Source organism: Natrinema sp. CBA1119 (genome assembly GCF_002572525.1).
Taxonomy (GTDB): domain Archaea; phylum Halobacteriota; class Halobacteria; order Halobacteriales; family Natrialbaceae; genus Natrinema.
The window spans coordinates 3026994-3039239 of record NZ_PDBS01000001.1; the positions used below are offsets into that span (position 1 = coordinate 3026994).

General features: G+C 65.8%; 9 protein-coding genes. 7 read left to right on the top strand and 2 right to left on the bottom strand.

Translation table 11 applies throughout. The annotated features are described in order from the left end of the window. Window positions 1-60: 60 nt before the first annotated feature. Complete coding sequence (locus tag CP556_RS15085; protein WP_098726356.1) at window positions 61-1200, bottom strand: iron transporter; 1140 nt, start codon at window positions 1198-1200, stop codon at window positions 61-63. A 229-nt stretch (window positions 1201-1429) separates the two neighbouring features. Here CP556_RS15085 and CP556_RS15090 point away from each other — a divergent pair, with 229 nt between their 5' ends. From CP556_RS15090 to CP556_RS15115, 6 genes are all read left to right on the top strand, one after another. After that, on the top strand, window positions 1430-2200 hold the full coding sequence (locus CP556_RS15090; RefSeq protein ID WP_098726357.1) for an SCO family protein: 771 nt from the start codon (window positions 1430-1432) through the stop codon (window positions 2198-2200). Between the two features lie 2 nt (window positions 2201-2202). Further along, a complete protein-coding gene (locus CP556_RS15095; protein WP_098726358.1) occupies window positions 2203-2772 on the top strand; it encodes a TlpA family protein disulfide reductase in 570 nt (189 codons plus the stop codon). A 2-nt stretch (window positions 2773-2774) separates the two neighbouring features. After that, complete coding sequence (locus CP556_RS15100) at window positions 2775-3470, top strand: cytochrome c biogenesis CcdA family protein (RefSeq protein ID WP_098726359.1); 696 nt, start codon at window positions 2775-2777, stop codon at window positions 3468-3470. A gap of 358 nt (window positions 3471-3828) precedes the next feature. Beyond that, window positions 3829-4251, top strand: a complete 423-nt coding sequence (locus CP556_RS15105; protein WP_098727422.1) for a universal stress protein — start codon at window positions 3829-3831, stop codon at window positions 4249-4251. A 277-nt stretch (window positions 4252-4528) separates the two neighbouring features. Then, window positions 4529-7888, top strand: a complete 3360-nt coding sequence (locus tag CP556_RS15110; RefSeq protein ID WP_098726360.1) for a bacterio-opsin activator domain-containing protein — start codon at window positions 4529-4531, stop codon at window positions 7886-7888. A gap of 363 nt (window positions 7889-8251) precedes the next feature. Then, complete coding sequence (locus tag CP556_RS15115) at window positions 8252-9061, top strand: helix-turn-helix domain-containing protein (RefSeq protein ID WP_098726361.1); 810 nt, start codon at window positions 8252-8254, stop codon at window positions 9059-9061. A 186-nt stretch (window positions 9062-9247) separates the two neighbouring features. Here CP556_RS15115 and CP556_RS15120 read toward each other — a convergent pair whose 3' ends face one another. Continuing rightward, on the bottom strand, window positions 9248-9439 hold the full coding sequence (locus CP556_RS15120) for a DUF5786 family protein (protein ID WP_098726362.1): 192 nt from the start codon (window positions 9437-9439) through the stop codon (window positions 9248-9250). A 640-nt stretch (window positions 9440-10079) separates the two neighbouring features. Here CP556_RS15120 and glmS point away from each other — a divergent pair. Beyond that, a complete protein-coding gene (gene glmS, locus CP556_RS15125) occupies window positions 10080-11891 on the top strand; it encodes a glutamine--fructose-6-phosphate transaminase (isomerizing) (protein ID WP_098726363.1) in 1812 nt (603 codons plus the stop codon). The last annotated feature ends 355 nt before the right edge of the window (window positions 11892-12246 follow it).

Consider the following 12246-nt stretch of genomic DNA (forward strand, 5'->3'; position numbering starts at 1 on the left):
CGAGACGGGTGGTGAACTGTCTCATGAACGATCGCAAACCGTTTCGGCCATCGAACCGGCTCAGACCGTATAGCTCAGTTCGTCGAAGTCGAAAAACGCGGTCTCGTAGCCGTCGTGACGGGACACTTGCGGCGGCGAGTCGACCGAGACCGTCACGCGGTCGCCGGCTGCGAGACCGTCGATCGCGACCCCGTAGTGGTGGCCGATCTCGTGATCGAGCGCTTCCACGAGTTCGTTCTGGCGGACCGAACCGCTGCCCTCGACGGCCGCTGACAGGGACGTAAACGGGAGGACAATGTCGTTGTACGGCGTTCTGGGACTGATCGCCAGATAGGAACTCCCGTCGGTGAACCGATCGGCGTCGGAGACGAGCGCGGCGAACGTCGCGTCACCGCTGCGCTGGGGTTCGAAGACCTGGCCGGGGAGGTCCTCGACCGGCACCCCCCGTCCCATCGGCGGTTGTCCGGCCCCACCGTTGTGCCCGCCATTGCCGTCTCCTCCACCGTCGCCGCCGTGACTCATCAGCGATAACGCCTCGCGACTCCCCCGCCGGTCCTCGGGGATCGTCTCGAACGAGAGGTCGTGAATGTCCGACCGAGCGTACTCGAAGTTGATCTCGAGCGAGCCCGGCGACTCGAGACGCCCCTCGAACGAACCGGTCCGATTGATCCCGGTGACGGGGGTGACAGTGACTCGAACGGTGTACGCGCCCTCCCCGGGGAGCTGGACGTTATCGCCGTAGTGAAACCCCATTCGCTGGGAGATCATGGGCCACGGCGCCGAGGTGCCGGTGTCGACCGGTTCGCCGTCCTGGGAGACCTCGAGGCGCAGGGTCGCCGGGAGGGCGGTGTGCGTCTCGCGATCCCAGACGGAGACCATGAGGTGGAGGCTGTCGTCGGCGTCGACCTCGACGAGCGTTTTCCCCTCGCTGGTGGCTTCGACGGTCCAGAACCGATGGGGGAAGGTGTACGACAGCGCGGCCGCGTAGTCGCCGTCGGTCGCCGTCCCGTAGGTGCCCATCTCCTCGCGTGATGCCGGGAGGTAGACCGCGTCGGGTCTGTTCTCGACGAGCGGCGGATTCGCCCACGCCGATTCCTCTTCGAACCCGAGTCGCTCGAGACAGCCGGCAAGTCCGGCGATTCCGGCTGTCCCGACTGCACCGATCCCTGCTGTTCCGCGGAGAAAACCCCGGCGTTTCATCGGGTGAGGGTTGGGTATCGGCGATCAAACGCCTGTTGGTTCGTCACTCGAACGGCCGGAGACGGGCTCACGATCGGTTCACTGAATTGAATCACCGCTCTGAGTGCCCGCTCGATCGGCGGCGGATGGCGGCACGTCCGAGTGTCGTATATCGAGAACGAAACGCACAGGGGCTGCCTTCGGCGATCGAACCAATGAACCTTTGATTACGGGTTCCATCGAATTAACTATGGAACGGCGGACATACCTCGGCTCGCTCGGGACGGTGGGGATCACGAGCGTTGCCGGCTGTCTCGGTGATCTACTCGGCGGTGACTCCAACCCGGATACGATACTCGAACCCCCGGAAGAGGAGGCCCAACACGCGGATTATTCGTATTATACGTATGGCGAGGAGTTCCCCTCGTTCTCGCTCACCGATCCGATCGCGGAGGAGACGGTCTCTCGCGACGATTTCGTCGGCGAACGCCCGTTCGTCATCACGTATTTTTATGGATCCTGTCCGGACGGCATGTGTGACGCGCTCCTCCAGCACCTCGCTCGGATACAGGAAGACGCCATCGAGAGCGGCTACGAGGACGAGGTCGGCTTGCTCGCGGTGACGTTCGACCCCGACCGAGACACGGCCGACGCCCTTCGGGCCTACAGTACAGAGCGAGGGATCGATCCCGACGCGGGACACTGGCATTACCTCCGTCCCGAGGACAACGAGACGGCCAAAACGGTTCTCAATGAGACGTTCGGGCTCCCGCTTCGGCGAGACGAGGAGTCGTCGAATAACGAATCGACGAACGAAACCGCTGCAGGGAACGAATCCGGGAACGAATCGTCCGGTAGCGATGGTCTCGAGTACACGTTCACCCACTCCGCGCTCGTCCAGATCGTCAACGAACGCGGAATCGTCGAGCGCGCGTATCCGAGGGCGAGCAGGCAACGCGACGCAGTGAACACCCGGGTGATGGTCGAAGACACGAGAACGGTCGTGGGGGTGGACGAGTAGCGATGCGTCGCCGTGAGGTCCTCGCCGGTCTCGGCAGTGTGGGCGTCGTCGCCGGTGCCGGTGCCGTCGCAGCGTTCGGCGTCCCCTCGTTCGACGACGACTCCGACGGATCGTCCGGACTCGTCGGCCGACAACACGACCCCTACGAGATCGAGACGGTCGACGCGCCGGGGAGCGAAGCAGGCACCGTCACCGTCCCCGCGCCGGATCGACCGACGTTCATCGACTTCTTCGCGACGTGGTGTGACCCCTGTATCAAACAGATGGACGCCCTCGCCACGACCCACGACCGAGTCGGCGATGACGTCCTCTTTCTGTCCGTCACGAGCGAACCGGTCGGCGACACGATTTCCGAGGCTGAGCTCGCCGAGTGGTGGGACGAAAACGACGGCGACTGGACGATCGGCCTCGACCCGACCTCGGAGCTCACCAGCCGATACTGGGGATCGCCCTATCCGTCCGCCGTGGCGATCGACGCCTCGGGGACCGTCCGATGGCACGATTCCGGCATCAAAACCGCCGACGAACTCGTCGCGGGAATCGATCGCGCCCTCGAGGGCGGGGCCGAGTGAGGATGGTCGACGCGACGGGCACCACGTCGATCGTGTTCGCGCTGTCGACCGGGATCGCGACGTTCTTCTCCCCGTGTGCGTACCCGCTCCTGCCGGGGTACGTGGGATTTTACGTGAGTCAGACCGACGGGGAGCGGGCGTCGCTCGGCGGTGCGCTGAGCCGCGGTCTGCTCGCGGGGCTCGGCGTCCTCGTCACGTTTACCGCCCTGCTGGGGGCGACGTTCTGGGTCGGCCAGTCGACGCTGTCGTCGATCAAGTGGTTCGAAGCCATCGCCGGCTTCGTCCTGATCGGCTTCGGCGTGTTGATCGTCCTCGAGCGCGCGCCGTCGCTCTCGATTCCGCTTCCGAAGCGCCGCTCGAGCACGCTCGGCTTCGGGGTCTTCGGCGTCGGCTACGCGCTGGCGTCGGCCGGCTGCGTCGCGCCGCTGTTCATCAGCGTCGTCACCCGCGCATTATCGCTGTCGACGACCGACGCGATGGTCCTCCTGGGAACGTACGTCGGTACCGTCGTCGTGCTCATGATCGCGTTGACCGTCGCGACGGGGATGGGGCTCGTCGCCGGTGCCGGCCGGTTCGCGGCCTATTCCGGCCTGCTCAAGCGGATCGCGGGAGTCGTGATGATCGCCGCCGGGATCGGGCAACTGTATCTCGCGATCGTCGTTTTCGAGTTGCATCACGCGATCCTCGAGTTGCTCTGACGTCGACGCTCGCGGCGCGACGATTCGGCCCGGAATTCAGCGGTCCGATCGACCGATCGGGTTCCGCGTGAAACGAAACGAATTGGTCTCAATCATCCCGAAACGAGTCGGCTCTTTATGTCCGACTGTGTGCTGCCACAAGCGCATGAGCCGGTATCGTTGCCCGAACTGTCTCGAGGGGTCGGGAGAAGAAGCGGATCGATCGGTGACCGATGCGGGGTTGAAGCGTCGCTTCGAGTGCCGGAACTGCGGGCACGGGTGGGAGGTGGTGTTCTGAGGACGTCCGATCGACGCATAGCCGGCAGGCAACGGCAGGTAAGGGATGTATCCGGGCGTCGCTCCAACGGATAGTCAACCGATGTATCAGGATATACTCCTCGCGACGGACGGGAGCGACGCGGCCCGTCGGGCGACCGATCACGGGATCGAACTCGCAAATCAACTCGACGCGACCCTGCACGTCCTCTCGGTGTCGGAGGACGGCCCGCACGCGGAGGACCAACAGGATCAGCTCCGGAACGATCCCGAGGAGGCGGCCGCCACGGCCGCCACGGAGGCCGAGGAGTCGGCGACTCGCGAGGGTGTCGACGTGACCACGGACATCCGCCACGGCGTTCCTCAAGAGCAGGTCGTCGACTTCGCGGAGACGAATCCGGTCGATATGATCATCGTCGGGACGGCCGGTCGATCAGGGCTCGATCACCTCATCTCGGGCAGCGTCGCCGAGGAGATCGTCCGGAACGCGCCGGTCCCGGTCCTCACGGTTCGAGCGAAATCATAACAGTGCAGTCATAACGGCCTCCGAATCCGGTGGTGAGTCCGCCTACTCTCCCGCGACGCGCGGGTACGAGATCCATAGTTATCTTGCGGGAGAGCGATCCGGCCGGTATTGTGGCCCCTTTCGTGGCTGCTTGCTCGGCTCGTGCTCTCGGTCGTCCGGTACCCGCTCGTTCGGTACCCGATCGTCCGGCGATTCATCGAGCAGGGATCGATCAGACTGGACGGTATCGATTCGGGATGCAAGACCTGAATCGGGCCAGACTGGAGGTGACCGCTGGGTGAGCGACGGTACCGCAACCGTCGTCGGTGACGCCCCTTGCGTCCTGGTCGTCGGCGATTCCGCTGCCGCCGACGATGCGATGGAGACGCTCGCCGCCCGGTTCGATGGCGCTTCGCTACTCAGGGAGCGAACGCTCGAGGGGACCCGCGAGCGACTCGCCGAGCGCGAGGTGCACTGTCTCGTCTGCCCGTTCGTCCCGGCCGACGGCGACGGACGATCGGAACCGAGCGGAACGTTGCTCGAGCGCCTCGCCGCCGGAGCCGACGACCGGTCGATCGTGGCCGTCCTCGATGGCGACGACGCCGACCGCACGGACCGTGCTGACTGCGCCGACGGCACAGACCCAGACTGCGCCGACCGCGCGCTCGCGGCGGGAGCGAGCGACGTCGTTGCTCGTGACGAATCCCCGACGGTGCTGACCGCTCGAGTGAGAAACGCGGCCGAGCGAGCGCGATTCCGTCTGGCCGCGGCGGAAACCGATCTTCGCTACCGATCGATCCTCGAGAGCGCCGGCGCGGTCGTCTGGGTGCTCGACGCGGACGGCGACATCGAGTACGCGACGCCGGCGGTCGAGTCGCGGATGGGGTACACGCCGACCGAACTCGAGCGAACGGCGATTGACCGGCTCGTCCACCCGGACGATCGGGCGGCGGTTCGTGAGACGCTCGCTTTCGTGACCGACGCGCCGGTTGGGACGACCGACCGCGTGACGCCGCGGCTCGGCCACGCCGACGGCACGTGGCAGGTTTCGGAACTGACCCTCACGAACCGGCTCGCTGATCCGACCGTCGAGGGGGTCGTCGTCACCCGAACCGGGACGGGGCCGGCGGCCGATTCGGTGGCCGACGACGTTCGCGCGGGCGTCGACCGGCTCGCGGACGCGTTTTTCACCCTCGGCCCGCGGGACGAGCTCCGGTACGCCAACGATGCCGCGATGTCGCTGTTCACCGGCACCGATACCGGTATCGGTGGGGGAACTGGGACCGAGACGAGCACTGCGGAGCGCTCGAGTGACCGCGCCGACCCGATCGGAACCGTCGTCTGGGACCTCCTTCCGGACGAGCTCGGCGAGGCGCTCTACGACGGCGTTCGAGCGGCCGAGACGACGGGCTCCGCCGAGACGCTCGAAACGGCCCTTCCTCCACTCGAGGGGCGACTCGCCGTGACCGTTCACCCCGGTGACGACGGCGTCTCGGTCCACGCGCGGGAACAGTCCCCCGACGCTGCGACCTCGGTGACCGAAGACCGCCTCGAGCTCCTCGAGTCCGTCGTCGACGCGCTAGACGACGGGATCGCCGTCCTCGAGGGGACGACGATTCGGCTGGCGAACCCGGCGCTGCTCGATCTCGCCGATGCGGACGCGCTCGTCGGACGGGAACTCGAGGACGTGTTCGCCGACGACCTCGCGACGACGATTCGGGAGCGCGCTCGATCACCTGTCGTCCGGTGGATGGAACCGGTTTCGGGTGCTCTCGCGACCGACGCGTCCCCACCGGTCGACGTCTTCGTCGCGCCACTGTCGGACCCCGATCGAACGCTCTGTGTCGTCCGCGACAGGCGCGGCTCTCGAGGGGCCGCCCTGTCGTCGATCCGACGCGCGCTCGTCGCGCTCCGTCAGGCCGAGACGCCGTCGGCCGTTCGAGACACCGCCACGGCTGCCGTCCGGGAATTGGCCGGCGCTGACGTAGCCGTCTGGTATCGCGCCGAAGACGATCGCTTTCGTCCGGCGACGGTCGCGGCGGCGGAGCGCACCGGTGGCGACAAGCGCTCGCTCGAGCCGCCACCGATCGATCCTGACGGGAGCCCGCTGTCCGATGTTCTCGAGAACGAAAGATCGATTGCTCAGGCAGACGATGACGGAGCGGCCGATCACCCGGAGACCGGTGGACTGACAGTCTACGAGCGGGCGGACTTGGCGGATCTCCTCGAGCGCGCTGGGATCCGGGCCGAGCGAGTTCTCGCCGTCCCGGTCGCGAACCGTGCCGTGGTCCTTGCGACCAGTACTGAACCGATGGCGTTCGACGGACTCGAGTCGGACCCGATCGATGCGGTGTCGGACGCCGCGACCGTCGCCCTCGAGTCGCTCGAGCGTGCCGACGGCCTCCGGGCGTCCCGGAACGAGCGAGACCGTCTCGAAGCCGTCATCGAGCGGACGGAACGGGTGTGGGAGGCGGGGCAGTCGATACTGGCGGCCGACACGCGCGAGGCGGTCGAGCGACGGCTCTGTGAAGCGATCGTCTCCCTGGATCCGCTCGAGTCGGCCGGCGAAATAGGGCTCGCGTGGGTCGGTCACGCGGACGACGGTCGCGAACGAGTCGTCCCGTCGACGTGGGTCGGCCGCGACGGCGAGTTCCTCGAGTCGGCGACCGTTCCCCTGAAGACTGACGTCGACGCGCCGGCGGGAGCGGCGGCCGCGGCACGCGAGCCGGTCGTCCTCGACGACCTCTCGGTCGATCGGCGCGAGGACACGGCCGAGGACCGGTCGTGGCGACGGCGGCTCCGCGAGCGCGGATTCCGGTCCGCGCTCGGCGTGGCGCTCACCGCTGACGGGGTCCGATACGGGACGCTGACCGCGTACGCGAACCGACCGTCGGCGTTCGACGATCGAACTCGCCGCGCCTGTCGCCACCTCGCTTCGATCGCCGGGGCTGTGATCGGGGCGATCGAGACGAAACGCGCGTTGCTCGCCGATCGGATCACCGAACTCGAGGTCGTCGTCCGGGACGAGGGCGAAGCGCTGTCATCGATCGCCCGCGGCATCGACCGGCCGCTCGACGTGCGAGCGATCGTCCCGCGGTCATCGGGCGGATCGACGGTGTTCTGTGCAGTTGACGGAGGCGATACGGACGCGATTCGAGAGACGATCGAGTCGCTGTCGGCGGTCGACGCGATTTCGATCGTCGACCGCGACACTGGCGGAACCGTCCTCGAAATCGGCCTGCGGGAACCCACTGTCGCGCGAGCGATCGCGGAGCACGGTGGCGTCCTCCGATCCGTCACGCCGGTTGACGGTCGCTGCCGGCTCGTGATCGAACTCGGCGACCCTGTCGACGTTCGCTCGTTCCTCGACCACCTCGAGCGGGCCCATCCCGGCATGGAACTGGTCGCTCGCCGGAAACGCGATCGATCGTCCCGGCCGGTGCGCCCGTTCGACGAGTTGAGCCAGCACCTCTCAGAGCGACAGCGACGGACGCTCGAGGCGGCCTACTACGGCGGCTTTTTCGAGTGGCCGCGCGAGCACACCGGCGAGGAGGTGGCCGAATCGATCGGGATCTCCCAGCCGACGTTCAGTCGCCATCTCCGGCTGGCCCAGCGAAAACTGTTCGAACTGTTGTTCGACGAACTCGAGGCCGATTGAGACGGTCTGCTGTCCCGGTGCACTGGCGCGTGTCCCGATGTACCGGCACGACTGCAGCGATGTCCAGGCACGACCACAGGACGGATCGCGGTCGCGCCGAAACTACCTGACAGCAGTCCGTACGAGCCGCTATTACCCGGTATCGTCACCGGTATACCTGTCTTACTTCGATCCGTTCGGGTCGGTAATACCGTCTTTCCGCCGGTACCGATACCGATCAACACGCCGATAGATGAATATAGATTGGGGGGCGAACCCGATTCGTTTCCGTATATAGCGCCCACGATCATGTTCCAGGCTCCTAATGAGGCATTCGATGAGTGCGTTCGAGGTAAGACGTAATTACGCCGGTCATCTCTCCGGATGGCGGATGAATTCGTGAGCATCGATATCACCGACGCCGAGGAGGGCGTCGAGGAAGTCACCGATGCCGATCCTGAGACGAGCGTCGAGGGAGTCACCGACGCCGGGGAGCCTATCGAATCGATTAGCGACGCGACCGGTGACCGGTCGGGCGTTCGATCGGAAGCCGACGGCGGGATCGTCGCTCAGCTTCGACTCGACCACCCGAAACTGTTCTTGCGCCCGACGATTCGGCACGCGTCGGACGTCACCGTCGAACCCGACTACTGGACCACCGTCGAGCCGGGTCGGACGCTCGTGTTCGTCACCGTCTACGGCACCGCGTTCGACGCGTTCGAGACCGCCCTCGAGACGGATCCGACGGTCACCGACCCCGTCCTCGTCGATCGCTACCCCGATAGACGAATCTACCGGGTCACGCGTACCGACCGCGCGACGACGTTCACCGCCGAGATCGCCGACGTCGGCGGCCGCCTGCTCGACCTCTCGAGCGCTCGAGACGGCTGGCAGGTGCAGCTTCGGTTCGCCGACCGGGATCGACTCGTCGCGTTCAATGACTACTGTCGCGAGCGCGGGATCTCGGTCACCGTCGATCACCTGCGCGTCTCCGACGACGGCGACGACGGCGTCGTCGCGCTGACGGCGAAACAGCAGAAACTGCTCACTGTCGCCTACGAGGAGGGCTATTTCGACGTCCCGCGTGGCATCTCCCAGAACGAACTCGCGGATCGACTCGACGTCTCGAAGTCGGCCGTCTCCCAGCGACTGCGGCGGGCGATCGGTGAACTCTGTTCCGCGACCCTCTGCTGACTCGGATCCGGCTATTGACGCAGCGATCTCTCGAGTACCCACTCGTTTCGATCGACTCGACGGCTCGAGCCACAGTTGCGAGAAAAAGCGAAGTAGCGATCGGATCGATAGCGCTCGACGACGCGCGAGCGATCGCCGTCGACCGCGGACGGCCGGACCAGTATCGTGTCCGTTACGGTCGGGTCGTTATTCGTCGGACTCGTCGGACTCGTCTTCTTTCATCGAGCCCAGCTGGGAGACGAGTTCGTCCGTCGAGACGTCGGATTCGAACGACATTTCCCCCTTATGTTCGTGTTCGTGGACGTTGACGGCTTCTACGTCCTCATCGTCCGTGCTCTGGTCCTGTTGTTCGGATTCATCGTAGCTACCAAAACCCATACGCGTACAACCCGGTCCACCGCAAAAGGTGTGGCGGTTCGAGCCCCCATCCCAGCGGTCGGCCCATCGAGCGTCTCCCGGCGTCTCGGCTCGGAACACAGTCTGTAGTCACGGTTTCGTCATGCAGCGACCGACCGCCGAAACGTGCTGCGTGTGGCGTTGGGAACCGCGGCGACTGTTTTCCGTTCCTACGTCAGTTGGGTGGTCGCTACCGCCCGTTCGACGCTCCATACTCGAGTGCCGATTCCCTGTTTGTTCGGCGTACTTTTGAGACCGATCTGACAGCTCGAACGTTTTTCGAGGAGAGAGCGCCTCAAACCGACAGTTCGTGTCCGATGTCGGGTCGCGGTTCCGTTCGGCTGTGCGGCCGACAGTCGCCGCGGTCGACAGCCAGCAGTGGAGTACCCTGTGACTACGGCGCTCAGTAGTCCGTCTATAGTAATGGGTTCAGGAGGTTTGACTTCCTCTCATGGTTGCGTACCGTTCGTCGTCTCGACCAGTTGCTGCGAGTCAGCAGCCCTCCACGATACTTCTATCGCAGTGTTCGGGGGCAGGCAAGGCGTTGTCTCGTCAGCGGAAATCGAACCCGTGTCCGGACCGCGCGAGCACCCCGAGCGTCCCGACGGGTGGTGACTAACAGATGTGTGGAATCATCGGCCGCGTCGGAGACGGCAACGCCCTCGAGCCACTGCTGACCGGGCTCGAGAACCTCGAGTACCGGGGTTACGACTCGGCGGGCGTCGCCGTCCAGAACGGCTCCGGCATCAACGTCGAAAAACGCTCGGGGAAGGTCGAGGACCTGAAGGAATCGATCGGTGAACCGCTCGACGGGGAAGTCGGAATCGGGCACACCCGCTGGAGTACGCACGGGCCGCCGACCGACGCGAACGCCCACCCGCACACGGACGAGAGCGAGGACGTCGCGGTCGTCCACAACGGGATCATCGAGAACTACGTCGAACTCAGGGAGCGACTGGCCGAGAACGGGTACGTGTTCACGAGCGACACCGACACCGAAGTCATTCCGCACCTCGTCCAGTACTACCTCGACGCCGGCTTCGACAGCGAGTCGGCCTTCAGGCAGGCGATCGACGAACTCGAGGGCAGTTACGCCGTGACCGCGATGGTGTCGGGCGAACACGTCCTCTACGCGGCCCGGCAGGGCTCCCCGCTCGTCGTGGGGATGGAAGACGGCGAGTACTTCCTCGCGAGCGACGTCCCGGCCTTCCTGGAGTACACGGACAGCGTGGTCTACCTCGAGGACGGCGACGTCGTCATCGTCGACGAGGACGGCGTCGAGTTCACTGACCTCGAGGGGAACCCGATCGTGCGCACGTCCGAGACGGTCGAGTGGGATCCCGAACAGGCAGGGAAGGGCGAGTACGATCACTTCATGCTCAAAGAGATCAACGAGCAGCCGACGTCGCTGACCCAGGCGATCGAGGGGCGGATCGATTCCCTGAACGGCCGGATCGCGCTCTCCGATTTCGAACCGGGGACGTTCGACGACGTCGACAGCGTCCAGTTCGTCGCTTGCGGCACCTCGTATCACGCCGCCCTGTACGGGTCGCTCGCGCTGAACCAGGCGGGGGTGCACTCGACCGCGTTACTGGCCAACGAGTACAGCGTCTCCGCGCCGCCGATCGACGACGACACGCTGGTGATCGCGGTCACCCAGAGCGGCGAGACGGCCGATACCCTGAACGCGCTCCGCCAGGCCGCCGCCGAGGGTGCTCGCACGCTCACCGTGACCAACGTCGTCGGCTCGACGGCCGCTCGCGAGGCCGACGACACCCTCTTCATCCGCGCCGGGCCGGAGATCGGCGTCGCCGCGACGAAGACGTTCTCCTCGCAGGCGGTCATGCTCACGCTGCTCGGCCAGCGCATCGCCGACGACGCCCGGGGCGAACCGCCGGCCGACCTCGAGTCGCTGTTGCCGGAACTCGAGTCGATGCCCGCCAAAATCGACGAGCTCCTCGAGTACTCGACCGCCGAGGCGATCGCAGATAAGTACAGCCGGAGCGAGGCGTACTTCTTCATCGGTCGCGGGCTCGGCTTCCCCGTGGCGCTCGAGGGGGCCCTGAAGTTCAAGGAGATCACCTACGAGCATGCCGAGGGCTTCGCCTCGGGCGAACTGAAACACGGCCCACTGGCGCTGGTCACGCCCCAGACGCCGGTGTTCGCGATCTTCACCGGACAGGAAGACGAGAAGACGCTGAAAAACGCCGAGGAGGCACAGACCCGCGGTGCACCCGTCATCGCGGTCTGTCCCGACGGCCACCCCGCCGTCGAGGTGGCCGACGAACACCTGCGGATTCCCGACACCGATCCCGATCTGGCGGGGCTGGTCGCGAACGTCCAGCTCCAGCTCGTCTCCTATCACGCCGCCGACCTGCTTGACCGGCCGATCGATAAACCGCGAAACCTCGCCAAGAGCGTCACCGTCGAGTGACGCAGCACATTCGACTGCGACTCAGACGCGACTGACGCCGCTCGCGCTCGAGTCCTCCCTTCCCACGTCTTTCGAATCCTCCCAGTCGAGTCGCTCCACTACCCGACGCAGTCGAGTCGCTGGGCTCGTGCGTCGATTCGTTTGTACTCGAACGTCCGTCTCGAGATGGCGTTCCTCTCGGTCATCGATACAGAACATCGTCTTCGGATAGCAGCGCCGTCCCCAATCAGCGGGTAAACCGATCGATCGGACTCGAGTAAGGGTCTCGAGGCCGCAGGACGCGAAACCACCCCCGTAGTCTCGAATCCACACGGCGTCGGTCGTGACGACCCGTACTCGAACGCTGTCGGAATCG

Bases quoted from the DNA above. Each gene is read 5' to 3' on its own strand.
- CP556_RS15085 (WP_098726356.1), bottom strand. From the start codon at position 1,200: ATGAAACGCCGGGGTTTTCTCCGCGGAACAGCAGGGATCGGTGCAGTC.
- CP556_RS15090 (WP_098726357.1), top strand. From the start codon at position 1,430: ATGGAACGGCGGACATACCTCGGCTCGCTCGGGACGGTGGGGATCACG.
- CP556_RS15095 (WP_098726358.1), top strand. From the start codon at position 2,203: ATGCGTCGCCGTGAGGTCCTCGCCGGTCTCGGCAGTGTGGGCGTCGTC.
- CP556_RS15100 (WP_098726359.1), top strand. From the start codon at position 2,775: ATGGTCGACGCGACGGGCACCACGTCGATCGTGTTCGCGCTGTCGACC.
- CP556_RS15105 (WP_098727422.1), top strand. From the start codon at position 3,829: ATGTATCAGGATATACTCCTCGCGACGGACGGGAGCGACGCGGCCCGT.
- CP556_RS15115 (WP_098726361.1), top strand. From the start codon at position 8,252: ATGGCGGATGAATTCGTGAGCATCGATATCACCGACGCCGAGGAGGGC.
- CP556_RS15120 (WP_098726362.1), bottom strand. From the start codon at position 9,439: ATGGGTTTTGGTAGCTACGATGAATCCGAACAACAGGACCAGAGCACG.
- glmS (WP_098726363.1), top strand. From the start codon at position 10,080: ATGTGTGGAATCATCGGCCGCGTCGGAGACGGCAACGCCCTCGAGCCA.